Source organism: Stappia sp., assembly GCF_048261845.1.
GTDB lineage: Bacteria > Pseudomonadota > Alphaproteobacteria > Rhizobiales > Stappiaceae > Stappia.
The window spans coordinates 86,520-111,435 of sequence record NZ_JBLXFR010000005.1; the positions used below are offsets into that span (position 1 = coordinate 86,520).

Below are 24,916 nucleotides of genomic sequence, written 5' to 3' on the forward strand. Positions count from 1 at the left end.
TCAGGACGGGGCGGCTCTCCGGCACAGTTGCACCATCGTCCCAACCGCGTCATCCGCCGACGCCGGAGCAACGACGCCGATCTCGCGCCCGAAACCGGGCGCGTCCAGGCTCAGCGTACGGACCTTGCTGAAATACTCGGCATAGGCTTCCGATTGCGGCACGATGGCCACGCCAAGGCCGTCGGCAACCAACGCCAGCAAGGCGGGAATATCGTCCATCTCCGCCCAGTCGCTGACCGAAATGCGTTCCTGTTCGAGAAAGCGCTCGACCTGCCGTCCGCCAAGGGAGTGACGGCTGTATCTCAGGAACGGACGGCTTGCAGCGCTGGTCCGCCAGTCGGTGTCCCGCCACTTCGGCGGCACGGCCAGAACGAAGGGCTCATGCGCCAGCGTTTGCCAGCGCAGCCCGGGAGGAAGCCCGACCGCCGGCCGGATGACCAGCGCCATGTCCAGTTCACCAGCATCCAGACGATCAAGCAGGTCGAGCGACAGGCCCGGAATGACCTGGACACGGTAGTCCGGACACATCTTGTGAAACCCGTCGAGCGCACGCCGCACCAGGGTTGTCTGGGTCGAGACGATCGCTCCGATGCGCAGGCAGCCGCGCTGTCTCGACAGATCCGCCGGATCGGCCAGGCTGTCGGCCAGGGCCAGCAATTCTCCGGCCCGCGCGAGCACCCTTCGCCCGGCGTCGTTCAGCGTGGCGGACCGGCCCGTCCGGTCGAACAGGCGCTGGCCGAGCTTCTCCTCCAGCCGTTTCATCTGGCCGCTGACGGCGGCCTGCGTCAGGCCGATCCGCGCGCCCGCCGCCGCGAAGGTGCCGTGCCGCGCCACCGCTACGAGGGTCTTGAGCTCAGCGATCATTCATAATCTTTTGTTTGTCTCAGCCTCACGACATACAGTTATCAATGATGAATGCGCGTTGATAGGGTGCCGCGATCGATTCATTTCAGGAGCTGACAATGACTGACCGCGCCATTCGTCCCTTCCACCTCGCCTTCCCTGTCGACGATCTCGAGGCTGCCCGCGCCTTCTACAAGGGCTTGCTCGGCTGCCGCGAGGGCCGCAGCTCGCCCGACTGGGTGGATTTCGACTTCTACGGCCACCAGATCGTCGCCCATCTGGCTCCCGAGGAAACCGGCAAGGGGGCAACCAACGCAGTCGACGGACACGGCGTGCCGGTGCGCCATTTCGGTCTCGTGATGGCGATGGACGAGTGGCAGCAGATGGCGGACCGCCTGACCGCGGCCGGTGTCGAGTTCGTCATCAAGCCCTATATCCGTTTCAAGGGCCAGCCCGGCGAACAGGCAACGATGTTCTTTACCGACCCTGCCGGCAATGCCGTGGAGCTGAAGGCCTTCGCCAACATGGACCAGCTCTTCGCCACGTGATGCAAGGCAGCAGGGCCCGGCGCAGGACCCCGCGCTGGGACGGGACCGGGCGGGGCGGGCATGGTGGCGGCTGCCTTCCCACCCGGCCGCACTGCCCTATACTTGAAGGCGTTCCCGACACTTGAAAGAGTGCGGGAGCGTTGTTCCGCAACCTTCTGGAGGACGCATGATGAACGAGCGCGCTGTTCTGGCCGGAGGCTGCTTCTGGGGCATGCAGGACCTGATCCGTGCCCTGCCCGGCGTCCTGGCCACCCGTGTCGGCTATACGGGAGGCGATGTGCCCAATGCCACCTACCGCAACCACGGTAGCCACGCCGAGGGAATCGAGATCATGTTCGATCCTCAGGTCACCAGCTATCGCAGGCTGCTGGAGTTCTTCTTCCAGATCCACGATCCCACCACGCCCAACCGGCAGGGCAATGACATCGGCCCGTCCTACCGTTCCGCCATCTACTACACGTCCGACGAGCAGAAGCGGATTGCGCAGGACACGATAGCCGATGTCGAGGCGTCCGGGCTGTGGCCGGGCAAGGTCGTCACCGAGATCGAGCCCGTGGGGGATTTCTGGGAGGCGGAACCCGAGCACCAGGATTATCTGGAGCGTTTTCCGAATGGCTACACCTGCCATTTCCCGCGGGCCGGCTGGGTTCTGCCGCGCCGCGATGCGGCCGAATAGCCGGATATGGCAGATAAGATTGGCGACCCCGGCAGGACTTGAACCTGCGACCATCGGCTTAGAAGGCCGGTGCTCTATCCAGCTGAGCTACGGGGCCGTCGGCGTCGCGGCGGCGCAAAGCCGTCCGTGACGCAGGCGGGCGACCTGCAAGGTCGCCCGGTCAGGACTGTTCGACCGGACGCTCAGTGCGTCCAGGGCATGTAGCGGTCGTACTTGAAATTGTCGGAATAGGCGATCTTCGGCACACGGCGCTCGCGCTGAACCTCGACCCGATAGGCAATGCCGTTCTTCTTGGCATAGGCAATGGCCTCGTCCTGCGTCTCGAAGCGAAGCCGCACCTGCTGCTTCATGTCGGTCGAGGACGTGTAGCCCATCAGCGGCTCGATGGAGCGCGCCTGTTCCGGCACGAATTCAAGCACCCAGTCATGGGTCTTGCCGCGACCCGACTGGGTGGCTGTCTTCGCCGGAGAGTAGATGCGTGCGACCATGGTCAGAACCCTTGCTCGGAACGTTGCGCCGGCCAGGCCCGCTTCCGCGAAAACCCCTCGACGCGACACCTTCGGCATCGCCGCACTGTCCCCGTGCGCGCCGCCGCTCATCCCCGGTTATTCATTGGTTCGCCGACCGAAGTCAACTCGGCAAAGCGGTCGAGCTGGAGGATTCGGCTGCGGTCGGCGGCGCGATCTGTCCGCTGCGATAAAAATCGCGCAAAATCACGACAAATTTTCGAAAATTTCTGTCTGGAATTGTCGAGATTGTTCGAAAATGCCGGGATCCCGCGCGGGTTAAAGCGGGCCTACCGCTCCGCGGTTCCCGTTCCCTGGCCGGAACGGGAGATTGGTCGGGGCAGCAAGATTCGAACTTGCGACCCTCTGCTCCCAAAGCAGATGCGCTACCAGGCTGCGCTATACCCCGGACCCTAGAGAAGTGCGGTGTATGGGCTTCGCCCCTCCGCGTCAACCGGGAACGAACAGGGAAAACAAGGCATCGGCATGGCAAGTGCGGACATTTGCCCGCCGGCCGCGTACCCGGTCGACCGCTTGCCGCAGGCAATGCACGTTACCGTTCCGGAACCGGGCCAGGTGCCGGTATCGCCAAGCCTGAACGGATCGGGTCAGGCGTCGCGGCTGATATGCTTCATATCGTACATCCGCGCTTCCGCTGCGCGCAGCACCCTGTCGAATGCGGTGTTCGGATCGCTGACCCCGTGCACGCCGACCGAGGCCGAGGTTGCAAGAAGACAAGGCGGGCCGCCATCGGGCGGTCGCCAACGCAGCGGCTCGCGAATCTGGGCGACGATCTCCTCGACCCGGTCGCGAATGTCGTGGCTGGTCGCCCCGGCGAAGGCGATCATGAACTCGTCGCCTCCCATCCGCCCGACGATATCGGTCTCTCGCACGGCCCGCTTCAGCACCCGTGCGACCGACCGGATCGCCGCATCGCCGGCCAGATGGCCGAACCGGTCGTTGATCTGCTTGAAATGGTCGAGGTCGACATAGACGAAGGTGACACAGGGACACGACTCGCTGATCTCGGCGATCAGTGCCGTCGCCTGGATGCGGAACTCGATCGCGTTGAGCAGGCCCGTCATGCGGTCGGTGACCGACAGTCGCTGCAGGCGCCTCGCCTCCTCACGCAGCTTGCGCTGCTGCTCGAGACTGTCGGCGAGCCGCTCGCGATGTGCCGCCACTTCCTGCGAGGCGGCGAGGAACTTGGCGGCAAGCGACTTGCTCTGGTCGAGCTGCAGGATCGCGAGCGGTGTCTCCAGTCCCGGTATGCCGGCAAGCCGCCAGCCGGAGAAAATCAACTTCGATCCGCCGGTGCCCTCGAGCCCGATGAAGGCCGGGGCGGACCCGCGAAAGGCCCGCTCCATGCGCTCCTCGACAAGCTCGCGCGGCAGACCTGTCAGGGCAAAGACGCCGTGCTGCGACAGGTCTCCGAACCGCTTGACCGCGAGACGGTTGGAAAAATGCACGCGCCCGCCGGGATCGATGAGCAGCGTCGGTTTCGGCATGTTCTCGATGGCGATCCGCACGCCATCGAGTATCAGCCCGGTTTCATGCGAAGAATTCGTATCCATCCACGTCGGCCTTTGGCCGGAGATGGATCCGGACGCGGCATCCGGCGTGCCCGGTGGCAATTGCTTCAAGGATTTCGACATGCGCATACCCTGAGGCCCTTGAAACGATCCGTCCGAAAACATTGGTTGTCATCATGCAAAGCGATGGTCGCCCGACAACCTGACTGGCAAACGGGCAATGTCCGTTGGTAAGGCAAATCTCGTCTTCAGTTACCGACTCGATCCGGAAGGTTCCGCCAATACGCGCCTTCAGATCGACCAGGATGGCGGCAATCGTGCGGACATCCAGTTCACGGTGGCCAAGCGCCTTGCTGTACTTGCGGGAAAGCTCATCGCCAACCTGACCGCCAACCACGCCAACAAACGAGGCCGCATCCTCCAGACCGACGACCTCTTCCAGCGTATTGGCGAGCGTGCCGATCATTTGCTGAAAAAACACGGTCTGATTCAGATCGACATCGCAGCCCGCGACATCCACGGATCCTCCATCGCCATTCATGCATGCTTCCCTGATTTATGCGCCTCGACGCGACCGGGCCAAACGCCAAGGCTCAAGGAATCATAGTTCGATTCGAGTTTTCCGATAGAGACCCTACGTTGAATCGGAAAACGATTCGCTCCCTGAAAAGGCGTCTTCAGGACCGCTCGAGGTCAAAATAACGATGTCATAACGATGCGCTGACGAATGCGGCAATGTTCGGGCCGATCGCGCGCCGCCGCTTCACAACGACGCTCAGTCCGGGGTTGCGGCCTTGATGGTGGCGCTGGTTGCCATGTCTCCGGGCGCTATCCCGAGTGCGGCGCTGGTGCCCCCCGGCACCTCGAGAACGAAACGCACGACCGCCCGCGAGGGCACGAGTTCTTCCGACAAGGGCACGGTGTCGGAAGCGATATGGGCAATCCGTCCGGTGCGGTCGATGAACAGCATGTCGAGGGAGATCAGCGTGTTCTTCATCCAGAAGGCGACCTCCCGGTCCTCCTTGAAATCGAACAGCATGCCGGCATCGGCGGCGAGATGCTGCCGGTGCATCAGTCCGTAGGAACGGGCCTGCGGCGTGTCGGCAATCTCCACGTCGAAGCGGTGCGATCCGGACGCCGAGCGGATTTCCAGAGGTTCGCGCCGCAACTCGTCACCTTGTCCGGCACGGCCCGGCAGGGACAGGAACGCAAGCATCAGCACGGAAAGGCAAAGAAAGAGGAATGTGCCGGCGCTCTTGCCCGAACGACATCGACGGACACTTACGGCACGCGGATGCGCGAGAGCGGGGCTCGTCAAGCGGGCCGGCCGTTCAGTGCGAGGACGGGATATGCACGCCATCCCCGTCCGGCCGGATCTCGGCCGCCATGCGGCCCTTGGGTCCCTGGCCGAAGCGCACCATGACCGTCTGCCCGGGGCGCAACTCGGTAATACCGAAACGGCGCAGTGTCTCCATGTGAACGAAGATGTCCTCTGTCCCCTCACCCTGCGTGAGGAAACCGAAACCCTTGACGCGATTGAACCATTTGACCGTGGCTCGCTCATAACCGCCTTCCGGGGTGACCTGGACATGGGTGCGCGAAGGCGGCAGCTGGGAAGGGTGAACGGCGGTGGATTCATCCATCGACAGGATGCGGAAGGCCTGCAGTCCGCGGGATCCCGGCACCACCTCGCAGACAATTCGGGCGCCCTCATAGGCGGTGCGGAACCCGTCGCGTCTGAGACACGTCACATGAAGAAGAATGTCTGGCTGGCCGTCGTCGGGAACGATGAAACCGTATCCCTTCGCCACGTCGAACCACTTGATCGCCCCTGCGACCACCAAAAGCTCGACGCCGGGATCCTCCGATCCTGCGTCACGCGCCGCCACAACAGGCTTTGCCCCCAAATTCTTCATAGTCCTGCCTCTGATACGCCGTAAGCTGGATCCGTGAGCGCAAAACCGTGATACCGTCGATTCCGCAAGCCAAGGATAGCATCCCGCGAAGCCGGAACCAGTCAATTTTGCGAAAAAGTGCCATGGGCGCTTCCTTCACCAAGTTTGTCGGCCTTCAAGCGATTCGCAAAGCCCACCAATGCTGTTTTGGCCTTCAGGCGGCGGAATTTGTCCGGTCGGGATTGATGTCGCCGACGAAGGCCATATTGTTCGACGTCGAAAGTAAAGGTCCCGGAGCCTGCTCCGTGTCCTCTGCCGGCCGGCGGCGCCGGGCTCGGCGACACTTGCACCAAAAGCACCCTCCCTCCCGGCGGCAACGACCGTTTCACGCCGGACACACTGGAAGAACGAGGTTTTCATGCGCTACCTGCACACAATGGTCCGCGTCCGCGACATCGACGAGTCGCTCGACTTCTACTGCAACAAGTTCGGGCTTGAGGAAGTGCGCCGCCACGAAAGCGAAGCCGGCCGTTTCACTCTGATCTTCCTCGCGGCACCCGGCGATGCCGAAGCCGTGCGCAACGGCCAGGCTCCCGCGCTCGAGCTCACCTACAACTGGGATCCGGAGGATTATGACGGCGGCCGCAACTTCGGCCACCTCGCCTACGAGGTCGACGACATCTACGCCACCTGCGAAAAGCTGCAGGCCGCAGGCGTGACCATCAATCGCCCGCCGCGCGACGGTCGCATGGCCTTCATCCGTTCGCCGGACAACATCTCGATCGAGCTGTTGAACAAAGGCGGCGCGCAGGAGCCGAAGGAGCCCTGGGCGTCCATGGGCAACACCGGCAGCTGGTAATCGGCACGCGGCAACGTCTCCCGCAGGGTGCGTCGAACGATCTGCCCGGCGGGAGACCCACCGCTTGGCCGGCCGTGCCGGGTCCCTTGTCAGACCTGTGGACGACGGACCATCTACCCTCTTGCCGACCGCGGCAAACGTGCTTATAACCCGCGCACATCGACCGACCGGGCGCCCATCGTCTAGCGGTCTAGGACGCCGCCCTTTCACGGCGGAAACACGGGTTCGAGTCCCGTTGGGCGTACCACACCGCTTCAAGAGCGGTTCACCGGCGAAGAATACCCTCCCTGCCAGACCATCAGCTTCGACCGCCCTGGCGAGTGCCGGGAGGCACCTCGCCGCCCGGTGACGGTGTTGCCCGCGAGACCGTCACGTCCGGCCGACGCTCCTGCCGTTCCATCCGGCGCCGCGACGGGAAATCCGGTTCGCGTCCGCTGGCGACGATCGCCACCCGCCGGCCTATGGGCATGCAAGGCAAACGGGACGGAAAGGCCGCCGACACATGCTGCAGCTTGGCATCTACGGAGGATTGTTCCTCTCCGCCTTCGGGGCGGCGACGCTGCTTCCGCTGCAGTCGGAGGGACTGCTCGCCGGCCTGCTTGTGGCCGGACATCCGGCGACCGGCCTTGTGGTCGTGGCAAGCCTTGGCAACACGCTGGGCTCGGTCGTCAACTGGCTGCTGGGAAGGGGCGTCGAGAGGTTTCGCGACCGGCGCTGGTTTCCGGTGGGCGAAGCCGCGCTGCAGCGGGCGCAGCACTGGTACGCGCGCTACGGGAAGTGGTCGCTGCTGCTCTCCTGGATGCCTGTGATCGGCGATCCCCTGACGCTGGCGGCCGGCGTCATGCGCGAGCGCTTCGTCGTGTTTCTGGTGCTCGTCGCCATTGCCAAGACCGGTCGCTATGTCGCTCTGGCCGCGGCAACGCTCCAGGTCATGTGAGAGCGGCAGTCTCCCGCCTCAGCTCAGCTCAGCTCAGCGCAACGATCGATGAAATCGTGCGCGAGGCGTCAGTGATCGCCGGCACGAGTTCGCGGCGGACCCTCTCCTCGTCCCACTCGGGAAGATAGACCGGCATGCTGATCGCGGCGACCGCCTGCCGGTTCGCCCCGATCACGGGCGCGGCAATGACGATCTCCTGCACCATGATCTGCTGCACCGAGATGACATAGCCGTCGCGCTGCGCCTGGGCGACACGGTCACGCACGATCTGCGGGTCCTGGCAGGTGAAGGGTGTGACAGCTTCAGGCAGGCCGGGTGCAAGCATCGCCTCCAGCGTCTCCGGCGGCGAGAAGGCCGCGATCACCTGCCCCACCGCCGTGACCGCCGCCGGTTGCCGCACGCCGATCAGCGTCGTGTCATAGGCAAGGCTCGTATGGGGAATCCGGGCCTTGTAGACGACCTCGTGACGATCGAGAACGCCGAGATTGACCGTGGTCCGGACCGTCCGGCTGGCCTCGATCATGCGCGGCAGCGCCCGCTCCAGCAAACGGTCGTGAATGAGAAAGGCATAGGCGAGATCCAGCATCCTGAGGCCGGGCCTGTAGCGGCGGGTCTTCTCGTCCCGGTCGAGATAACCAAGCGCGTGCAGCGTGTAGGTCAGTCGCTGCGCGGCACTCTTCTCCAGCCCTGCCGCCTCCGCGATTTCCGTCAGGCTGAGAGGAGCGTGGTTGTCGCGGAAAAGCGCCAGCACCCGCATCCCCCGCTCCAGCGTGCTGGCAAGTACCGGCGGTCTGGTCTGTTCGTTCATGGCGTGTCGTTCCCCTCGTCCTGTTTGCCGCACGAAACGGCCACGCTTGACAAGCAATAAGTTGCCACGGTTAAATACCAATGTCGACGATCATTATTTGATAGCAGACACAAAATAACGATTTAGGGCGATCCAGCGCCCAGGAGGTCCAGATGTCCCTGAACAGCTTGAAACTCGGAACGGCACTTGCCGCGACGCTCTTCCTTGCCGCGCCCTTCACGGCCCCTGCCCTAGCCGGGCCGGCGGACAACACCCTCGTGTGGTCGGCGGAGAAGGAACTGACCGCGGCAGACACCTATTTCGACACGTCCCGCGAGGCCGTTGTCGTCTCGCAGCACGTCTATGACGGCCTCGTCTACTGGGACCAGGCCGGCCAGACCTTCGAGCCTCTTCTTGCCACCGCCTGGCGCCAGATCGATCCCTACACGCTGGAATTCGACCTGCGCGACGGCGTCACGTTCCATGACGGCAGCAGCTTCGGCCCCGAGGATGTCGTCTACACGCTGAACTTCGTCGTCGACCCGAAGAACGCCGTTCTCAACTACGGCGACATCAAGTGGTTGAAGAGCGCGGAAAAGATCGGCGACAAGTCGGTCCGCCTGCATCTCAACGAGCCGTTCCCGGCCGCACTCTCCTATCTGGCCCTCGTGCTGCCGATCATGGCCGAAGGACATTTCGACAAGGCCGAGGTGGGCAGCGACGGCAGCAAGCGATTCGCCGCCGTTCCGGCGAACGGCACCGGCCCCTACAAGGTGACGGGCTTCGGCACAGGCGACACGGTGACGATGGAGGCCAACGAGGCCTATTTCGAGGGCAGCCCCAAGGGCAAGCCGGCGATCGGTGCGATCACCTACCGCACGATCTCCGACGGTGCGACACAGATCGCCGAGCTGATGACCGGCGGCGTCGACTGGGTCTGGGGCATCAGCAACGACCAGGCAGCCGCCCTGGCAGAGGCACCGCATCTCACATCGGTCAACGCGCCGACCATGCGCATCAGCTACCTGACCTTCGACCTGAAGGGCACGAGCGGCACCGACGTGTTCACCGACGCGCGCGTACGCAAGGCCGTCGGCCATGCCATCGACCGCGCCCGCATCGCCAAGTATCTGATGGGCGAGAACAGCCAGGTGGTGAACGCCGCCTGTCATCCGACCCAGTTCGGTTGCACCGACGATGTCGCCACCTATGACCATGACCCGGCGAAGGCGAAAGCCCTGCTTGCGGAAGCAGGCAAGGCGGACGGCTTCACCTTCGACCTCTACGGCTATCGCGACCGCGAAGTGACCGAGGCGATCATGGGCGATCTCGCCAAGGTCGGCATCAAGGCCAACCTGCGCTGGATGAAATACGCCGCCGCGCGCGACCTGATCCGCGAGGGCAAGGCACCGGTCGCCAACATGACATGGGGCTCGTCCTCGATCCCCGACGTCTCCGCCATCACCAGCTACTTCTTCGGCGGCGGCCCGGACGACCCCGCCAAGGATCCTGCGCTCCAGGAAGCGCTTCGCCGCGCCGATCTGGCAACGGACCCCTTGGTGCGCAAGACCGGCTACACGGAAGCACTCCAGTTGATCGCCGACGAGGTCTACTGGCTGCCCCTGTTCAGCTACACGAAGAACTACACCTACAACGCGCAGCTCGACTTCACCCCGTCGGCTGACGAATTGCCGCGCTTCTACGCGACAAGCTGGAAGTAGCGGCAAGAGGGTCCGGTGTCGCGCCCGGATGCAGCGCCGGACCCTTTCACTTTTCGCTGACAGCCGCGAGCGCCAGCCGCCGCGGCGCACCTTTCCCGCAAAGGCCCGGCATGCTCCGTTTCACCCTCAAGAGGCTGGCGATCGCCGCGCTCGTCGCCCTGGTCGTCTCCGGCATCAGCTTCGGCCTGATGTTCGTCTCCGGCGATCCCGCGATCGCGATTGCCGGCGAAGGCGCCACGGAAGACGACATCGCCGTCATCCGCACCCGCTACGGCTTCGACCGGCCGATCCTCGTCCAGTACGGCGCCTGGGTCGCCAATGCGGCGCGCGGCGACTTCGGCGACAGCATCTATTTCAGCAAGCCGGTCGTCGACCTCCTCGCGGAACGCTTTCCCGCAACGGCGACGCTCGGCGTTCTCGCCATCGTTGTCGCGCTCGTCCTGTCGATCCCGCTCGGCATCATCGCCGCGATGCGCCAGAACAAGGTGGCCGACCGCGCCGCCCTCACCTTCGGCACCATCGGCCAGGCAACGCCCAGCTTCTGGCTCGGGTTGATGCTGATCTGGCTCTTCGCCGTCAAGCTGCGCGCCTTGCCCGTCTCCGGATCCCAGACGCTGGCCCATTTCGTGCTGCCGGCACTGGTGCTCGGCTATTACGCAGCTCCCTCCATGCTGCGCCTGTGCCGCGCCGGCATGATCGACGCGCTGGCCTCCGACTATGTGCGCACGGCCCGCGCCAAGGGCATGCTGCCGCGCCAGGTCCTGTTCGGCCATGCGATCCGCAATGCCATCCTTCCGGTGATCAGCGTCGCGGCGGTCGAGTTCGGCTTCATTCTCGGCGGCTCGGTCGTCGTGGAAAGCGTCTTCGGCATCCGCGGTGTCGGCCTGCTTGCCTGGGAAAGCATCGCCCGCAACGACTTCCCGACCATCCAGGCGATCATTCTCGTCTACGCGATGATCTATGTCTGGCTGACCTTCCTCGCCGACGTGATCAACGCCTGGCTCGATCCCCGCATTCGCGTGAGCTGACCCGATGTCCGTCGCCCCCGGCCTTCCCCATCCCTCGCCCCGCCGCATCCTGCTGAAGCGCGCCAGGGCCCATCGCGGCCTGCTGATCGGCGGGGCAATCGTCCTTGCCGTGCTGTTCGTCGGGCTCGCCGCCCCGCTGATCGCGCCGCACGATCCCTATCTCCAGGACCTCAGCAAGCGCCTCGTGCCGCCGGTCTGGTCCGACAAGGGCTCGTGGGACCACATCTTCGGCACCGACGCGCTCGGCCGGGACTACTTCTCCCGCATCCTCTACGGTGCCCGTGTCTCGATGCTGATCGGTCTCACCGCCGCGCTCGGCTCCGGCATCATCGGAACAACGCTCGGGCTTCTCGCCGGCTATTTCGGCGGCAAGGTCGACAGTCTCGTCACCTTCATCGTCTCCGTTCGCCTGGCGCTGCCCGTGGTGCTTGTCGCCCTCGCCGTCGTGTCGCTGTTCGGCGGTGAACTGTGGATCGTCGTCGCGGTGCTCAGCCTGCTCCTGTGGGACCGCTTCGCCGTCGTCGTCCGCTCCGCCACGCAGCAGTTGCGCAACCAGGAGTTCGTCACCGCCGCCCGCGCCATGGGGGCCTCGACACCGCGCATCCTGATCGTCGAGCTGCTGCCCAATCTTGTCGGGCCGCTGGTCGTCATCGGTTCGCTGGAAGTCGCCCATGCGATCCTGCTGGAATCGGCTCTCTCCTTCCTCGGCCTCGGCGTCCAGCCCCCCACGCCCTCGTGGGGACTGATGGTGTCGGAAGGCAAGGGCATGGTCTTCTTCGACGCCCGCCTGATCGCCCTGCCGGGCGCCGCCATCGCCATCCTGGTCCTCGGCATCAACCTGATCGGCGACGGCCTGCGCGATGTTCTCACCCCGGAGGGACGCGGATGACCGTGCTCAGTGTCCGCAACCTCCAGGTCACCATCCCGACCCATGCCGGGCCGCTCGCCGCCGTGCGCGGCGTCGACCTGACGGTCAAGGCCGGCGAAACGCTCGGCATCGTCGGCGAAAGCGGCTGCGGCAAGTCGGTCACCTCGATGGCGGTGATGCGCCTGCTGCCCGAGCGGATTTCCGTCACCGCGGACGAGATGCGCCTCGGCGGCACCGATCTCCTGACATTGGGCGAGCGGAAGATGGCGGACCTGCGCGGCGAGCGCATGGCGATGATCTTCCAGGAGCCGATGACCGCGCTCAACCCGGTGCTCACTGTCGGGCGACAACTCACCGAGACCTGGCTCCGCCATCGCAGGACGCCGATGAAGGAGGCGCGCGAACGCGCCGTCGACCTGCTCGACCGGGTCGGCATCCCGCATCCGCGCGAGCGCATGGACGTCTATCCGCACCAGCTTTCCGGCGGTTTGCGCCAACGGGTGATGATCGCCATGGCGCTCCTGTGCGATCCCGAACTGATCATCGCCGACGAACCGACAACGGCGCTCGACGTGACGGTACAGGCACAGATCCTCGACCTCCTCGCCGGCCTGCAACAGGAGCGCGGCCTCGCCATGGTCTTCATCAGCCACGACATCGGCGTCGTTTCGCGCATCGCCCATCGCGTCCAGGTCATGTATGGCGGGCGCACGGTCGACGGCGGACCGGTCGACGACCTGCTGCGCCATCCCAGGCACCCCTATACCAGGGCTCTGCTCTCCTCCGTGCCGCGGCGCGGCATGCGCTGGGGCCGCGACACGCTCGGCGCGATCCGCTGGAGCGAGGACGCGGACGATGCCGAGAGCCGGGAGACACGCCCGTGACAGGCAGCACGACCGATCCGGTGATGGAAATCCGGGACATCCGGCGCACCTATCAGCTCAGCGGCGGCCTGTTCGGCAAGCCCAGAAACCTCGACGCGCTGGCCGGTGTCAGCCTCGACCTCAGGCGCGGCGAAGTGCTGGCGCTGGTCGGGGAATCGGGCAGCGGCAAGAGCACCTTGTCGCGCATCCTGCTCGGCCTCGAGGCGCCGACCTCGGGCGAGGTCCTTCTCGACGGCAAGCCGGTCTCCTCCATCGCCCGGCGCAAATTCGCCGCGCGTGTCCAGCCGGTGTTCCAGGACCCCTACTCCTCGCTCAATCCGCGCAAGACCGTGCGCCAGCTCATCGAGATGCCGCTGGTCATCGCCGGCGGGGTTCGGGCATCCGAACGGCTGGCGCGGGTACGCGAACTGCTCGACATCCTGCGCATGCCCGAGCGCATGCTGGATGCCTATCCGAGCCAGATGTCGGGTGGCCAGCGCCAGCGCGTTGCCATCGCCCGGGCGCTCATCTCGAGGCCCGAGATCGTCATTTGCGACGAGCCGACCTCGGCGCTCGACGTTTCCGTCCAGGCGGAGGTGCTCAACCTCCTGATGGAACTGCGCGCCGAGTTCGGCCTGACCTACCTGTTCATCAGCCACGACCTTGCCGTCGTCGAGTACATCGCCGACCGCGTCGCGGTGATGCAGGAGGGCCGGATCGTCGAGCTGGACGAGGCCGAGCGCCTCTTCGCCGGCCCGGCGCATGACTACACGCGCCGCCTTCTTGCCTCCGCCCTCACCGTTCCGCTCGCCACCTGACGGGCACCGCCGCCTTCCTTCACTTTTTTCATTATCCTTCGAGGACCCCAGATGACCAGTCCGCTTGCCGCCCGGCAGTCCGCAGCCCTGACCATCGACAGCGCCGAACTGCGCGTCGTTCACCTGCCCCTGATCAACCCGTTCACCACCTCGACGGGCACGATGCGCGAAAAGGTCCTTCCCGTCCTGGTGCTAAAGGCAGGCGAACTGGAAGGCATCGCGGAAGGCGTCATGGACCAGTTGCCGGACTATCTCGACGACACCATCTCGGCCACGACCCATTTCCTGCGCGAGGCGATCCTGCCGCACGTCGTCGGCAAGAGCTTCGCCAATCCGGGCGAGCTGGAGCGTGTGCTCGCGCCCTGGCGTGGCCACTGGATGGCCAAGGCGACCGTGGAGATGGCCTTCTGGGACCTGTGGGCGAAGTCGCTCGGCCTTCCGCTCAAGACCCTGCTTGGCGGTTCGGGCGACAAGGTCGCGGTCGGTGTCTCGCTCGGTATCGACAGCATCGCGGCAACGGTCGAGGCGGCGAAGCGCCATCACGCCGAGGGCTACAAGCGGATCAAGCTGAAGATCCAGCCCGGGCACGACATCGAACTCGTCTCGGCGGTGCGTGCCGCGCTGCCCGGCGCCCGGATCAGCGTCGATGCCAACACCGCCTACTCGCTCGCCGACACCAAGGTGATGCGGGCGCTCGACGCCTTCGACCTCGAATATATCGAGCAGCCGCTGGCCTATGACGACCTGCACGACCACGCCGTGCTGCAGTCGCGCATTTCGACACCGATCTGCCTCGACGAGAGCATCCGCTCGGCGGCGGATGCCCGCAAGGCGCTCGCCAACGACGCGACCCGCGTCATCAACATCAAGGTCGGCCGCGTCGGTGGCCATGCGGAAGCGATGCGCATCCACGACATCGCCGCCGCATGGGCCGTGCCCGTGTGGTGCGGCGGCATGCTGGAAGCCGGCATCGGCCGCGCCCACAACATCCACCTCTCGACCCTGCCGAACTTCCGCAAGCCGGGCGATACCTCGAGCGCAAGCCGCTACTTCCGCAAGGATATCATCCTTGAGAACCTGGAAACCGAGAACGGCATGATGGCCGTACCGGAAGGTGCCGGCATCGGTGTTCACCTCGACCGGGAGTTCCTGGAAAGCGTGACCAGCGAGCGCGAGGCGTTCTGAACCTCCAACCGAGGGCCCGGAACCCGCGCAGCATGTGAAATAGCCGGCTGCACGCCACCTTGCCGTGTGCTAGCTAGACCGCCAGCGACAGGCCCCGGCGCGACCGCCTCCGGGGCCGCAAAGGGGGCGGACCGTCATGCTCGAACGCCGGATCTTCTGTTTCTGGACGGGAGAAAATCCGTTGACGGAAAACCGGAGGAAAGGGCTTGCCGCCCTTCGCCACCACTCCGGCTGCGAGGTCGTGCTGATCGCCGCCGACGAAGTGACGGATTTCATCCCCGCCCGCGACCTGCATCCGGCCTACCCTCATCTCAATCTCGCGCATCGGGCCGATTTCCTGCGCTGCTACGCGATGCTGCGTCACGGCGGCGGCTATGCCGACATCAAACCGCATTACCACAGCTGGGAACCGGCGTTCCGGCAGCTGGACGAGGATCCCGCAATCTGGGCCGCCGGCTACCGCGAACCCAATCCTGGCGCGATTTCCAACATGTACTCGTCAAGCTGCCTGCTCGGCGAAAGTCACGACCGGCGCGCGCGCGCATACCTGCATCGCAAATGGCTTCAGCTGCATTTCCGCAGCCTGATCGGTTGTTGCGCCTTCGTGTTCAGGCCCGGGACCCCGTTCGCCCAGGCGTGGTGGGACGAGATGAACCGTCGGCTCGACAAGCTGCTGCCGGCACTGCTCGAGCACCCGGCGCGCCACCCGCGCGAGCAACCCGGCGACATGCATGACGGCAAACCGTCACGCTATCCCGTGCCCTGGACATACATCTTCGGGGACATCTTCCATGTCCTCGGCGGGCGTCACCGGTCGAGGCTCTCGACACGCCTGCCAGCGCCGGACTTCTCCGACTATCAGTAGCGGTGCGACGGCACCCGGATGTCGCGATCAGGCGGCCAGGTAACCGCCATCGACGGGGATGATCGCCCCGTGGACATAGGACGCCTCGTCCGACAGCAGAAAGGCGATGACAGAGGCAATCTCGGCAGGCTGCGCCCAGCGGCCAAGCGGTATGCGCGCCTCGATCCGGGGCCCGCGCACCGGATCCGCTTTTGCCCGTGCCGAGAGTTTCGTGTCGACCCAGCCCGGCGCCACCGCATTGACGCGGACGCCGCGTCCGCCCCAGGCGACCGCCAGCGAACGCGTCATGGAGGAAACCGCCCCCTTGCTCGCCGAGTAGGCGGGCGCCGCCGCATTGCCGAACCCGCTCCACATCGAGGCGATGTTGACCACCGCCCCGCCGCCGCGTTCAAGCGCCGGCAGGGCGGCGTTGGCCGCCGCGAAACTGCCGCCCACGTTGATGTCCATCACCTTTCGGAAGCCCTCCTCCGTCCACTCGTCGTCGAAACGGATCACGCCGGCACAATTGACGAGCCCGTGCAACACGGGCACCGACGCGAACAACGCCGCGCGGGCGGTGGCATCGGTGATGTCGCATTCGGCGAAGGAAACCTCGTCCGACAGACCCTCATCACGTTCCAGCCCCGCCGCGACAACGCTCCAGCCGCGGCGGGCCAGTCCTTCCGCCGTCGCCCGTCCGATGCCGGTTCCCCCGCCCGTTACAATCGCCGTTCGCATCGAAAAACCTCACAGGTGTTGGCGCCTCAAGACCGCCCGTCGAGGGCGCGCATGGCCGTGACCAGGTCTTCCGGCCGAAGTTGGCGCATGTAGTTCCCGGCATAGGGCGCAGTCAGGGATATCTCCGCCATCTTCAGGAAGTCGGCCTTCTCGGTGAGCCCGAACGCCTCGAACGACACCGGCAGCCCCATCCTTTCGAAGAAGGCTGTCAGCTCCTCGATTTCCTCTTTGCTGCCCTGCCCGGCCGCAAGCTGCGTCAGCGTGCCCAGCGCGACCATCTCGCCATGCAGGAGACGCGCGAGCTGCGGCATCGCGGAGAACCCGCGCACCATGGAATGGGCGATGGACAGCCCGCCGCTTTCAAAGGCCAGCCCGCTCAGCAGGATCGACGCCTCGACGACGCGCTCGAAGGCTTCGTCCGGTTCCTTCGCCCGCATGGCCGTTTCGCCGTCTTCCAGAAGGATGACACGGGCGCGTTCGACGATGGCTTTTGTCAGCTCGGTCGGCGTTCCGCCGAAGAAGTTCAGGCCGCCGCCGGCCAGCGCGCCGGCAAGCTCATAGGGTTTCGACATGGCATCGCCGATGCCGGCGGCCAGGAAGCGGCGCGGCGCGGAGGCGATGACGGCCGTATCCACGAGCACCAGAACGGGATTGGCCCGCATGTGACGCACGCCCTCGACCGCATGGTCGGCGGTGTAGACCACCGCGATGTGGCTCGTCGGGCTGTCGTTGGAGGCGATCGTGGGGACGATCGCCACCGGCAGGTCGCACAGGATCGCGGCGCCCTTGGCCGTGTCGATGGCCTTGCCCCCGCCGATGCCGAGGATCAGGCGCGCATCGCCGATCTCGCCGGCGCGGGCCTCGATCTCTTCTGCCGTGCACTCACCCCCGAACGGCAGGAGCCGCGCCTGCGGGAGGCATTGCCCCAGTCGGTCGCCGAGCAGTTCCCGGGCAACCGGATCGATGACCACGGCAACCGGGCCGCCGCCCAGCCGCTCGACTTCCCCGGCGAGCGTGTCGACCGCGCCAGGTCCCTGGACGTAGCGTTGCGGGGCTCCGAGAATACGCAGGGCCATGACCTAGCCTTTCACCGCGCCGGCCGTCAGGCCCTGCACGAAATAGCGGGACAGAAGGATGAAAGCGATGAACAGGGGCATAGCGATCAGCGTCGAACCGGCCATGATGTCGCCCCAGCGCAGGTCGAACGCCCCGATCATGGAGGCAAGTCCGAGCGGCACCGTCTTGTTCACGTCCGAGCCGATCATCACCAGCGCGAAGGTGTAATCCGTCCACGACAGCAGGAAGGCGAAGATCGCGACGGTCACGAGCCCGGGAACCGAAAGCGGCAGCACCACCCGCAGGAAGGCGCCGAGCCGCGTGCAGCCGTCGACCATGGCGGCCTCTTCCAGCTCGAACGGCATCGCCTTGAAGAACCCCCACAGGAACCAGACCCCGAGCGGCATGGTCATGGTCAGGTGCGAGATGACGAGGGAAAGGAGCGTGTCGTTGAGCCCGACCTTGGTAAACATCGCATAGAGCGGGATGGCGAGCAGCAGCGGCGGGAACATGTAGGCATAGAGCATGCCGGCGATGATCGCCTTCTTGCCGCGGATCCGCTGCCGGGTGACGCCATAGGCGATCATCACCGACAGGAACATGGTCAGCACCACCGTCGACAGGGCGACGATCAGGCTGTTCAGGAACTGCCGGGGATAATCGGTCTGGGCCAGCAGGCTGTAATAGTACTGCAAGGTGAGCTCGGTCGGCACGAGCGTCGGGTTGAGCAGCATCTCCTGCGTCGGACGCAGCGACGACGACACCATCCAGTAGATGGGAAAGGCGCTGTAGAGCGCGATGGCGATCGCCGCGAGATAGAGGCCGATACGGGCGGCCGGCCGGCGCGATGCGGTTGTCATGCATCGTCCTCCATGGGAAAGGCTCGGAAATACAGGAAGACGGCGAGCGACAGGAACAGGAAGGAGATCGTCGCGACCGCCGCGCCCGTGCCGATGTCGTAGAGCGCGAAGGCCGTCCGGTACGACAGGATCGGAAGATGCTCCGTCGCCCCCAGGGGACCGCCGCCCGTCGTCAGCCAGATGACGTCGAACTTGTTGAACATCCACACCCCGCGCAGCAGCACGATCACCGTCAGGATCGGCCGAAGCACCGGGAGCGTGACGTGGAAAAAGCGGCGGATGGGACCGGCGCCGTCGACGCGGGCCGCCTCGTAGAGCTGGGTCGGCACCGTCTGCAGGCCGGCAAGGAAGGTGGTGGTGACGAACGGCGTCCACAGCCAGACCGAGATCAGGATCACCGAAATCATGGCCGCCTGCTCGGTCTCGAACCAGTAGATCGGCGGCAGGCCCCACTCGTCCATCAGGATGGTGACGATACCGAGCGACCCGTCGACCATCCACTTGAAGGTCAGAACGGCGATCACGGTCGGCAGCAGATAGGGCAGGAACGCCATGCCGCGCACCAGCGCCCTGCCACGGAACGGCTGGTGCAGGACAAGCGCGAAGCTGATGCCCAGCACCACCTGGAGAACGATCGCCAGCCCGGCATAGATAATGCCGTTCCACAGCGCGCTCCAGAATTCCGCGCTTGCCAGCACGGCCTGGTATTTCGCAAGGCCCACCCAGACCGGGTCGGAGGTCAGCGACGGCAGGTCGAAGAAGCTCAGCGACACGGCATAGACCGCCGGACCGACGATCAGCAGCAATGTCACGATCACGCCCACAGCCAGGAAGGCCGGCAGCATCCAGCGGGTCATTCTTGCACCCTTTTTGCAATCCGAAGGCCGGAGGCGGCGGCTTGCGCCGCCTCCGGAACGATGTCGGGAACGGACCGGGCGATCAGTTCACAAGCTCGCGCATCCGCGCCGCCGCCGTCTCGACGGCCTCCGTCGACGACATGCCCTTGATGAGCTTGTTCTGGAGCATCTCGGGCATGACGAAGGCCTCGAACACCTTGCCGGGACGGATGTCCGGATACGGTCCCTGCGTGTCGATCGAGGTGACCAGCATCTTGTCGTCGGTGACCATCCCGCGCATCGTCTCGATCTGCTCGGAATACTTCTTGATCATCGCGTTGTCGCGCCAGCGGTCATTGTCGTAGATGTCGAGCCGCGCCGGCTGGAAGTGGACAGGTGCGGTGTGCAGGAAGTCGACCAGGCGGTCGGTGGTCATCCAGCGCATGAACTCCATCGCCGGGCCGGTATTGTCGGTCTTGAGGACCACCCAGCCGTCATAGCCGTGGCTGACCGCCTTGTTCTGCCCGGCGCTGTCCATGTAGGGCATGATCCCGAGGTTTTCTGCGACCTGCGGATTGTCCCGCTCCGCCGCCTCGAGAACCCGTCCGGCATAGGCGCCATGCGCGACGGAGCCGCCGACGACGTTCGACAACACCGTCGCGTAGTCGGCCTGGATCGCGCCCGGCGGCATGGTCGGGTAGAGCCGCTCCATGAAGTCGAGATAGGCGGCCGCCTTGGACTTCATGCCTTCGGCGTCCAGCGTCACATTCCACTGGTCGTCGAACAGCTTGACACCCTCGGCCCACATGAAGGCAACCGACATCCAGTTGGTCGCGCCATTGGAGCCGATGGGGAACAGGCAGCCCTTGCGCCGGCCCTCGATGGTGGCCTGGCAGTTGGTCACGAAGTCGTCCCAGGTGTTGGGGATCGACAGGCCCTTCTGCTCGTAGAGATCCTTGCGGTAGTAGATGACCGAAAGGTTGTAGTCGAACGGGTACCAGTAGACCTTGCCGTCCATCGGGAACAGGATGTTGTTGCCCCATTCATACGGATCGGTGAGTTCGTTCAGCGGCACGATCTGCCCCTGGTCCGCGAGGATCAGGACGTGGCCGATAAAGCCGACATTGGCGATGTCATAGGGCGTTCCGCTGCGGATGCCGTTGGTGATCTTGGTGAAGGCCTCTCCAAGGGGAACGGAATCGATCCGCACCTCGATGCCGGTCTTCTCCTGGTATTCCTTCGCGATCCTGTCGAAGAAGGCGAGCGTGTCCTTGCCCGTCTCGCAGTTCAGGAAACGGATCTCCTTGCGCCCCTGCGCCCTGAGGGCGGGTGCGCCGAGGCTGGACAGTGCCGCGCCGAGGCCCAGCACGCCGGCACCCTGCAGGGTCTGTCGCCGCGTGATCAGCCGTGAATTGCCTGATTTCGTCATGGTTTCTCCTCCCGAGTTGCCCCGCGGTCCTCCGCCGCGGTGGTTTCGTTCAATTCCGCGCCGGTTCCGCAGAGGCGGACAGCGCCAGTCGCAGTTCGGTCTCCTTGTCGAACAGATGGACGCCCGCCGGATCGGCCGACACGTTCACCGTGTCGCCCGCGCGGATGTCGTCGCGCCGGTCCTCCATCACCCGCAGCTGGTGCTCGCCGATCCTGCCGATCAGCAGGGTCTGCGATCCCAGTTGCTCGACGGCGCGCACGGCGAAGGGAATGCCCTCCTGCGCGACGAAGAGCGCCTCGGGCCGTATGCCGGCAACGAGCGGGCCGTCCGGCGCCCCAGACGGCGCCGGCAGCGACATGTCGTCGGACGGCCCCATGCGCAAACGTCCCTCCCCGATCTCGGCCGGGAAGAGGTTCATCTCCGGCGATCCGATGAAGCCGGCGACGAAGACGTTGCGCGGCCGGTCGTAGACCTCCAGCGGCGCGCCGATCTGCTGGACGTGACCGTCCCGCATGATCACGATGCGATCCGCCAGCGTCATGGCCTCGGTCTGGTCGTGGGTGACGTAGACCATCGCCTTGCCGATGCGCTTCTGCAGCAAGGCGATCTCCTCGCGCATGCGCACCCTGAGCTTCGCGTCGAGGTTCGACAGCGGCTCGTCGAGCAGGAACACCGCCGGATCGCGCACCAGAGCCCGGCCCAGCGCGACCCGCTGCATCTGCCCGCCCGAAAGCTGGCGCGGCTTGCGATCAAGCAGATGCGTGATCGCCAGCATCTCGGCAACCTCGTCGACGCGCCGGGCCGTATCGGCAGTGGTCATGCCGCGCATCTTCAGGCCGAAGCCCAGGTTGGCGCGTATCGTCTTGTGCGGATAAAGAGCGTAGTTCTGGAACACCATCGCAATGTCGCGATCCTTCGGTTCCAGGTTCGTCACGTCGCGCCCGCCGATGAAAAGCTCACCGCCGGAAATGCTCTCCAGACCCGCCACCATGCGGAGCGTCGTCGACTTGCCGCAGCCCGAAGGCCCCAGCAGGACGATCAGCTCGCCCTTGGCGATGTCCAGATTGACCCCCTCGACGGCGGTCACGCCGCCATAGGTCTTGCGCAGGTTGCGCAGGCTCACTTCGGCCATCAGTTCCCTTCCCTGCCGGCTGCGGCGATGCGATGGTTGACAGGCGTCAGCGCGTCCTTGGTCTCGCGGTAGATGGCAAAAACGTCCTCGTAACGCCGTGCGGCGTCCAGATCGGGCCGGCGGGTTGCCTTGACCTCGATCACGGCGGCGGCGGCCTGCGTGTCGGCGAAGACGCCTGCGCCGAGGCCGGCGATCAGGGCGGCGCCGAAGGAGGCATCTCCCTCGCGCGGGATCTCGATCACCAGACCGGTCACGTCCGCGATGATCTGCTGCCAGAGCTCGCTGCGCGTGCCCCCGCCAACCAGCCGGGCCGTCGAGAACCCCATGTCGAGCCCGCGCAGCACCTCGAGACAATCGCGCAGGCTGAAGGCGATTCCCTCATAGAGCGCCCGGACGAAATGGCCCGGACCATGGGCGAAGCCGAGGCCGACATAGGACGCCCGAAGGTCCGGGTCCCAATAGGGGCTGCGCTCGCCGTTGAGATAGGGGTGAAAGACCAGCCCGTCGCTTCCCGGCGGCACGCCTTGCGCGGCACGGTCCATGCCCTCGAAACCGATGGCGCCGAACAGCGTGTCGCGCAGCCAGCGATGCGCCGACGCACAGGAATTGGTGCCGAGGATCGTGTAGCAATGGCCCGGCACCAGATGCGGATAGTGGATGACCTTTTCCGAAAAGGCCGGGTTTGCCGTCAGCGTCGACACGGTTCCCGCGGTCGCCAGCTTGAGCGCGCCGAGCCCGGCGCGGGTCATGCCGCCGCAGAAGGTCTCGGCATTGGTGTCCGAGGTTCCGCAGATCACCGGCGTTCCGGCCATCAAGCCGGTCGCCTGTGCGGCCGCCGCCGTGACCCGGCCGGTGACCTCTGTCGAGCCGACGATGGGCGGCAGCACGGACGGGTCGATCCCCGCCATCCGGCAGAGCTCGTCCGACCAGCTCGAGCCATTGGCATCGGCCAGCATCAGCCCCCAGGCATCGGTGATATCGGTCGCGTCGCTTCCGTCGATCTGGCGTCGCAGCCAGTCCTTGGCCGGACGGACCCGGTGGATGCGGGCAAACAGGTCAGGTTCGTTCTCGCGCGTCCACACAAGCTGCGGCAGCGTCCATGTGGCGCTGACCAGGTTGCCGGACAGCGCAAGGATCCGATCCCCTTGCGTCTGTCGAAGAGCCGCGACCTGACGTCCCGAGCGCTGATCGTTCCACATGATCGCCGGGCGAAGCGCATGGCCGTCGGCGTCCTCGAGAACGTGCGTGTGCGCTCCGGCGGTGAAGGCGATGCCCCCGATGCGGGCCGGATCGATCCCCTGCCGCCAGAGCTGCGACAGGGTGTCGATCATCGCCGCCCGCCAGCCGAGCGGGTCCTGTTCGCTGAACCCGGGATGCGGAGCCAGCGTCTCGACAGCGGCCGAGGCCGCGCCAAGGACCTTGCCGGCCCCGTCGATCACGGTCGACTTGAGCGAGCCGGCGCCGAGGTCTATGCCCAACAGCAACGGATCAGGCATGGTCCACCCTGTCTCGATAGGGGTCGATGGAGCCGGCGCGCGGCGGCAGGCCGAGCTTGCCGGGGTTGAAGAGGTTCTGCGGATCGATCGCCTGCTTGACGGCGCGCAGCACATCCATGCCGACGCCCAGTTCCCCGTCCATCCAGGGACCGCGGAACAAGCCGCTGCCATGGTGATGGGCGATGGAACCTCCATGAGCGAGCGTTTCGCCCTCCAGCAGTTCCCACAATCGGGCATGCAGCGGAAGGGCCTCGTCCTGCGGCATTTGCGGCAGGCGGATCGTCATGTACTGGCACACGCCCTCCGGATAGACATGCGACCAATGGGCGCTGAAATGCGCATCCGGGCAGATCCCCGGCACCTGCCGTTCGATTGCCTCGTAGAGCGCGGCGGCACGCGACCAGTTCACCGTCACCTCGATGGTGTCGTTGTAATAGCCCTTGTCCTGCCACAGCTTGGTGATCGACTTGTAGCGGCTCGCCCGCCACTCGTCGAACGGCCGGGTTTCGGTTTCAACGGCGTCTGCCTCCGCCGCAAAGGCGCGCACCAGCGCCGCTTCGGCGGCCACGAGGCCCGGCTCCCCGCAAACCACGATATTGGCCATCACGGGCCGATCGGCGAAGGCGGCGATCCCTTCGGTACGCGACGCCGTCTCCCGCTCGTCGTAGAGCCGCACGATCCTGGGATGCAGTCCCGCCTGCATGATCCGGCGGGCAAGGCCGAGCGTCGCCACGCGGTCCGGCAGTGCGAACACCATGACCTCTTCGGCCTCGGGCTGCTTCCACAGGCGCAAGGTGAGTTCGGTGATGATGGCGAGCGTGCCCTCGTTGCCGACGATCAGGTCGCGGATCGACGGGCCGGTCGCCCGCTTGGGCAACGGCCGGACCTCAAGCAGGCGGCCGTCCGGCAGCACGGCCTTGAGGCCGACGACGATGTCCTCGATCTTGCCGTAGCGACTGGACTCCTGGCCGCCGCCCCGGCAGGCCGCCCAACCGCCTGTCGTGGAAATGGTCAGCGACTGGGGAAGATGGCCGACCGTGTAGCCCTTGGCATTGAGTTCCGCCTCGAAGAGCTCGCCGTTCATGCCGGCCTGGACCGTCACCAGGGCGTTCTCGTAGTCGACGCCGGTGATCCGGTCCATGCGCTGCATGTCGATCATCACCTCTCCCTCGAGCGGGATGGTGCCGCCGAGGACGCCCGAACCGCTGCCATAGGGGATGACGGGAAGACCGGCCTCGGCGGCGAGGCGCACGATCTGCTGGACCTCGTCGGCCGAACCCGGGCGCAGGACGACACCCGGCAGGGTGCCGACCAGCGCCCCGGCACGGGCCCGGAAATTCGCATAGGGCAGCTTGTCGTGGGCGTACCGCCTGCGGTCGTCCTCTCCCGTCAGGACATTCTCCGATCCGACGATATCCGCAAACTCCGCGAACCGCGTTTCACTGCTCACCATGATCCT

At 65.6% G+C, this 24,916-nt stretch carries 26 protein-coding genes and 3 tRNA genes; 12 read left to right on the forward strand and 17 right to left on the reverse strand.

The window, feature by feature from the left end; all coding sequences use genetic code 11:
- Complete coding sequence (locus ACN0T5_RS04110) at positions 1-864, reverse strand: LysR family transcriptional regulator (protein WP_417767350.1); 864 nt, start codon at positions 862-864, stop codon at positions 1-3.
- Between the two features lie 98 nt (positions 865-962).
- Between ACN0T5_RS04110 and ACN0T5_RS04115 the strand changes: the two genes are divergently transcribed.
- On the forward strand, positions 963-1,391 hold the full coding sequence (locus ACN0T5_RS04115) for a VOC family protein (RefSeq protein WP_417767351.1): 429 nt from the start codon (positions 963-965) through the stop codon (positions 1,389-1,391).
- Between the two features lie 169 nt (positions 1,392-1,560).
- The gene (msrA, locus tag ACN0T5_RS04120; protein WP_417767352.1) at positions 1,561-2,067 is read left to right on the forward strand and encodes a peptide-methionine (S)-S-oxide reductase MsrA; all 507 of its coding nucleotides are present in this window, start codon (positions 1,561-1,563) and stop codon (positions 2,065-2,067) included.
- A gap of 20 nt (positions 2,068-2,087) precedes the next feature.
- On the opposite strand, the gene ACN0T5_RS04125 is transcribed toward msrA, so the two are convergent.
- The 7 genes from ACN0T5_RS04125 to ACN0T5_RS04155 all read right to left on the reverse strand — a co-directional run bounded on the left by ACN0T5_RS04125 (position 2,088) and on the right by ACN0T5_RS04155 (position 6,021).
- A tRNA-Arg gene (locus ACN0T5_RS04125) sits at positions 2,088-2,164 on the reverse strand.
- A gap of 85 nt (positions 2,165-2,249) precedes the next feature.
- Positions 2,250-2,666 (reverse strand): ETC complex I subunit, encoded by a 417-nt coding sequence (locus tag ACN0T5_RS04130; RefSeq protein ID WP_417767353.1) that lies wholly within the window; start codon positions 2,664-2,666, stop codon positions 2,250-2,252.
- A 239-nt stretch (positions 2,667-2,905) separates the two neighbouring features.
- Positions 2,906-2,982, reverse strand: a tRNA-Pro gene (locus ACN0T5_RS04135).
- Positions 2,983-3,181: 199 nt separating this feature from the next.
- Positions 3,182-4,147, reverse strand: a complete 966-nt coding sequence (locus ACN0T5_RS04140; protein WP_417767354.1) for a GGDEF domain-containing protein — start codon at positions 4,145-4,147, stop codon at positions 3,182-3,184.
- Positions 4,125-4,646, reverse strand: a complete 522-nt coding sequence (locus ACN0T5_RS04145) for a methanogen output domain 1-containing protein (protein WP_417767355.1) — start codon at positions 4,644-4,646, stop codon at positions 4,125-4,127. The genes ACN0T5_RS04140 and ACN0T5_RS04145 overlap by 23 nt, the downstream gene beginning before the upstream one ends.
- Before the next feature lie 234 nt (positions 4,647-4,880).
- Positions 4,881-5,321 (reverse strand): DUF192 domain-containing protein, encoded by a 441-nt coding sequence (locus ACN0T5_RS04150; protein ID WP_417767356.1) that lies wholly within the window; start codon positions 5,319-5,321, stop codon positions 4,881-4,883.
- A 115-nt stretch (positions 5,322-5,436) separates the two neighbouring features.
- On the reverse strand, positions 5,437-6,021 hold the full coding sequence (locus tag ACN0T5_RS04155) for a cold-shock protein (RefSeq protein ID WP_417767357.1): 585 nt from the start codon (positions 6,019-6,021) through the stop codon (positions 5,437-5,439).
- A gap of 397 nt (positions 6,022-6,418) precedes the next feature.
- Here ACN0T5_RS04155 and ACN0T5_RS04160 point away from each other — a divergent pair, with 397 nt between their 5' ends.
- The 3 genes from ACN0T5_RS04160 (at position 6,419) to ACN0T5_RS04170 (ending at position 7,796) form a co-directional block, all read left to right on the forward strand.
- Entirely contained in the window at positions 6,419-6,859 is a 441-nt protein-coding gene (locus ACN0T5_RS04160) for a VOC family protein (RefSeq protein WP_417767358.1), read from the forward strand.
- A gap of 171 nt (positions 6,860-7,030) precedes the next feature.
- Positions 7,031-7,106: transfer RNA gene (locus tag ACN0T5_RS04165), tRNA-Glu, on the forward strand.
- A gap of 255 nt (positions 7,107-7,361) precedes the next feature.
- Positions 7,362-7,796 carry a YqaA family protein gene (locus tag ACN0T5_RS04170; RefSeq protein ID WP_417767359.1) on the forward strand — a complete coding sequence of 145 codons (435 nt, stop codon included), beginning with the start codon at positions 7,362-7,364 and terminating at the stop codon, positions 7,794-7,796.
- Between the two features lie 28 nt (positions 7,797-7,824).
- Here ACN0T5_RS04170 and ACN0T5_RS04175 read toward each other — a convergent pair whose 3' ends face one another.
- Positions 7,825-8,604: an IclR family transcriptional regulator gene (locus ACN0T5_RS04175; protein WP_417767360.1), complete on the reverse strand. Its 780-nt coding sequence runs from the start codon at positions 8,602-8,604 to the stop codon at positions 7,825-7,827.
- A 152-nt stretch (positions 8,605-8,756) separates the two neighbouring features.
- On the opposite strand from ACN0T5_RS04175, the gene ACN0T5_RS04180 reads away from it, so the two are divergent.
- The 7 genes from ACN0T5_RS04180 (at position 8,757) to ACN0T5_RS04210 (ending at position 15,931) form a co-directional block, all read left to right on the forward strand.
- Positions 8,757-10,304 carry an ABC transporter substrate-binding protein gene (locus tag ACN0T5_RS04180; RefSeq protein ID WP_417767361.1) on the forward strand — a complete coding sequence of 516 codons (1,548 nt, stop codon included), beginning with the start codon at positions 8,757-8,759 and terminating at the stop codon, positions 10,302-10,304.
- Between the two features lie 110 nt (positions 10,305-10,414).
- Positions 10,415-11,332, forward strand: coding sequence for an ABC transporter permease (locus ACN0T5_RS04185; RefSeq protein WP_417767362.1), 918 nt, complete (start codon positions 10,415-10,417; stop codon positions 11,330-11,332).
- A gap of 4 nt (positions 11,333-11,336) precedes the next feature.
- On the forward strand, positions 11,337-12,221 hold the full coding sequence (locus ACN0T5_RS04190) for an ABC transporter permease (protein WP_417767363.1): 885 nt from the start codon (positions 11,337-11,339) through the stop codon (positions 12,219-12,221).
- Entirely contained in the window at positions 12,218-13,084 is an 867-nt protein-coding gene (locus ACN0T5_RS04195; protein ID WP_417767364.1) for an ABC transporter ATP-binding protein, read from the forward strand. Before ACN0T5_RS04190 ends, ACN0T5_RS04195 begins: the two co-directional genes overlap by 4 nt.
- Complete coding sequence (locus tag ACN0T5_RS04200) at positions 13,081-13,881, forward strand: ATP-binding cassette domain-containing protein (RefSeq protein WP_417767365.1); 801 nt, start codon at positions 13,081-13,083, stop codon at positions 13,879-13,881. The genes ACN0T5_RS04195 and ACN0T5_RS04200 overlap by 4 nt, the downstream gene beginning before the upstream one ends.
- A 51-nt stretch (positions 13,882-13,932) precedes the next feature.
- Positions 13,933-15,066, forward strand: coding sequence for an o-succinylbenzoate synthase (gene menC / locus ACN0T5_RS04205; protein ID WP_417767366.1), 1,134 nt, complete (start codon positions 13,933-13,935; stop codon positions 15,064-15,066).
- A gap of 136 nt (positions 15,067-15,202) precedes the next feature.
- Positions 15,203-15,931, forward strand: coding sequence for a hypothetical protein (locus ACN0T5_RS04210; protein WP_417767367.1), 729 nt, complete (start codon positions 15,203-15,205; stop codon positions 15,929-15,931).
- 27 nt (positions 15,932-15,958) lie between these two features.
- Here the strand turns inward: ACN0T5_RS04210 and ACN0T5_RS04215 are convergent, their stop codons facing one another.
- The 8 genes from ACN0T5_RS04215 to ACN0T5_RS04250 all read right to left on the reverse strand — a co-directional run bounded on the left by ACN0T5_RS04215 (position 15,959) and on the right by ACN0T5_RS04250 (position 24,910).
- The gene (locus ACN0T5_RS04215; RefSeq protein WP_417767368.1) at positions 15,959-16,648 is read right to left on the reverse strand and encodes an SDR family NAD(P)-dependent oxidoreductase; all 690 of its coding nucleotides are present in this window, start codon (positions 16,646-16,648) and stop codon (positions 15,959-15,961) included.
- 26 nt (positions 16,649-16,674) lie between these two features.
- Positions 16,675-17,724 carry a glycerol dehydrogenase gene (locus tag ACN0T5_RS04220; RefSeq protein WP_417767369.1) on the reverse strand — a complete coding sequence of 350 codons (1,050 nt, stop codon included), beginning with the start codon at positions 17,722-17,724 and terminating at the stop codon, positions 16,675-16,677.
- Positions 17,725-17,727: 3 nt separating this feature from the next.
- Positions 17,728-18,564 carry a carbohydrate ABC transporter permease gene (locus tag ACN0T5_RS04225; RefSeq protein WP_417767370.1) on the reverse strand — a complete coding sequence of 279 codons (837 nt, stop codon included), beginning with the start codon at positions 18,562-18,564 and terminating at the stop codon, positions 17,728-17,730.
- Entirely contained in the window at positions 18,561-19,421 is an 861-nt protein-coding gene (locus ACN0T5_RS04230) for a carbohydrate ABC transporter permease (RefSeq protein WP_417767371.1), read from the reverse strand. The genes ACN0T5_RS04225 and ACN0T5_RS04230 overlap by 4 nt, the downstream gene beginning before the upstream one ends.
- An 82-nt stretch (positions 19,422-19,503) precedes the next feature.
- A complete protein-coding gene (locus ACN0T5_RS04235; protein ID WP_417767372.1) occupies positions 19,504-20,829 on the reverse strand; it encodes an ABC transporter substrate-binding protein in 1,326 nt (441 codons plus the stop codon).
- A 49-nt stretch (positions 20,830-20,878) separates the two neighbouring features.
- On the reverse strand, positions 20,879-21,961 hold the full coding sequence (locus ACN0T5_RS04240; protein WP_417767373.1) for an ABC transporter ATP-binding protein: 1,083 nt from the start codon (positions 21,959-21,961) through the stop codon (positions 20,879-20,881).
- Complete coding sequence (locus ACN0T5_RS04245) at positions 21,961-23,457, reverse strand: xylulokinase (RefSeq protein ID WP_417767374.1); 1,497 nt, start codon at positions 23,455-23,457, stop codon at positions 21,961-21,963. Before ACN0T5_RS04245 ends, ACN0T5_RS04240 begins: the two co-directional genes overlap by 1 nt.
- The gene (locus ACN0T5_RS04250; RefSeq protein ID WP_417767375.1) at positions 23,450-24,910 is read right to left on the reverse strand and encodes an FAD-binding oxidoreductase; all 1,461 of its coding nucleotides are present in this window, start codon (positions 24,908-24,910) and stop codon (positions 23,450-23,452) included. Before ACN0T5_RS04250 ends, ACN0T5_RS04245 begins: the two co-directional genes overlap by 8 nt.
- Positions 24,911-24,916 lie beyond the last annotated feature (6 nt).

Coding starts and splice junctions, on each gene's coding strand:
- ACN0T5_RS04140 (WP_417767354.1), bottom strand. CDS start 4,147: ATGGATACGAATTCTTCGCATGAAACCGGGCTGATACTCGATGGCGTG.
- ACN0T5_RS04190 (WP_417767363.1), top strand. CDS start 11,337: ATGTCCGTCGCCCCCGGCCTTCCCCATCCCTCGCCCCGCCGCATCCTG.
- ACN0T5_RS04235 (WP_417767372.1), bottom strand. CDS start 20,829: ATGACGAAATCAGGCAATTCACGGCTGATCACGCGGCGACAGACCCTG.
- ACN0T5_RS04170 (WP_417767359.1), top strand. CDS start 7,362: ATGCTGCAGCTTGGCATCTACGGAGGATTGTTCCTCTCCGCCTTCGGG.
- menC (WP_417767366.1), top strand. CDS start 13,933: ATGACCAGTCCGCTTGCCGCCCGGCAGTCCGCAGCCCTGACCATCGAC.
- ACN0T5_RS04245 (WP_417767374.1), bottom strand. CDS start 23,457: ATGCCTGATCCGTTGCTGTTGGGCATAGACCTCGGCGCCGGCTCGCTC.
- ACN0T5_RS04215 (WP_417767368.1), bottom strand. CDS start 16,648: ATGCGAACGGCGATTGTAACGGGCGGGGGAACCGGCATCGGACGGGCG.
- ACN0T5_RS04145 (WP_417767355.1), bottom strand. CDS start 4,646: ATGAATGGCGATGGAGGATCCGTGGATGTCGCGGGCTGCGATGTCGAT.
- ACN0T5_RS04180 (WP_417767361.1), top strand. CDS start 8,757: ATGTCCCTGAACAGCTTGAAACTCGGAACGGCACTTGCCGCGACGCTC.
- ACN0T5_RS04150 (WP_417767356.1), bottom strand. CDS start 5,321: ATGCTTGCGTTCCTGTCCCTGCCGGGCCGTGCCGGACAAGGTGACGAG.
- ACN0T5_RS04160 (WP_417767358.1), top strand. CDS start 6,419: ATGCGCTACCTGCACACAATGGTCCGCGTCCGCGACATCGACGAGTCG.
- ACN0T5_RS04115 (WP_417767351.1), top strand. CDS start 963: ATGACTGACCGCGCCATTCGTCCCTTCCACCTCGCCTTCCCTGTCGAC.
- ACN0T5_RS04240 (WP_417767373.1), bottom strand. CDS start 21,961: ATGGCCGAAGTGAGCCTGCGCAACCTGCGCAAGACCTATGGCGGCGTG.
- ACN0T5_RS04220 (WP_417767369.1), bottom strand. CDS start 17,724: ATGGCCCTGCGTATTCTCGGAGCCCCGCAACGCTACGTCCAGGGACCT.
- ACN0T5_RS04230 (WP_417767371.1), bottom strand. CDS start 19,421: ATGACCCGCTGGATGCTGCCGGCCTTCCTGGCTGTGGGCGTGATCGTG.
- ACN0T5_RS04195 (WP_417767364.1), top strand. CDS start 12,218: ATGACCGTGCTCAGTGTCCGCAACCTCCAGGTCACCATCCCGACCCAT.
- ACN0T5_RS04185 (WP_417767362.1), top strand. CDS start 10,415: ATGCTCCGTTTCACCCTCAAGAGGCTGGCGATCGCCGCGCTCGTCGCC.
- ACN0T5_RS04155 (WP_417767357.1), bottom strand. CDS start 6,021: ATGAAGAATTTGGGGGCAAAGCCTGTTGTGGCGGCGCGTGACGCAGGA.
- ACN0T5_RS04175 (WP_417767360.1), bottom strand. CDS start 8,604: ATGAACGAACAGACCAGACCGCCGGTACTTGCCAGCACGCTGGAGCGG.
- ACN0T5_RS04210 (WP_417767367.1), top strand. CDS start 15,203: ATGCTCGAACGCCGGATCTTCTGTTTCTGGACGGGAGAAAATCCGTTG.
- ACN0T5_RS04130 (WP_417767353.1), bottom strand. CDS start 2,666: ATGAGCGGCGGCGCGCACGGGGACAGTGCGGCGATGCCGAAGGTGTCG.
- ACN0T5_RS04225 (WP_417767370.1), bottom strand. CDS start 18,564: ATGACAACCGCATCGCGCCGGCCGGCCGCCCGTATCGGCCTCTATCTC.
- ACN0T5_RS04110 (WP_417767350.1), bottom strand. CDS start 864: ATGATCGCTGAGCTCAAGACCCTCGTAGCGGTGGCGCGGCACGGCACC.
- ACN0T5_RS04250 (WP_417767375.1), bottom strand. CDS start 24,910: ATGGTGAGCAGTGAAACGCGGTTCGCGGAGTTTGCGGATATCGTCGGA.
- msrA (WP_417767352.1), top strand. CDS start 1,561: ATGAACGAGCGCGCTGTTCTGGCCGGAGGCTGCTTCTGGGGCATGCAG.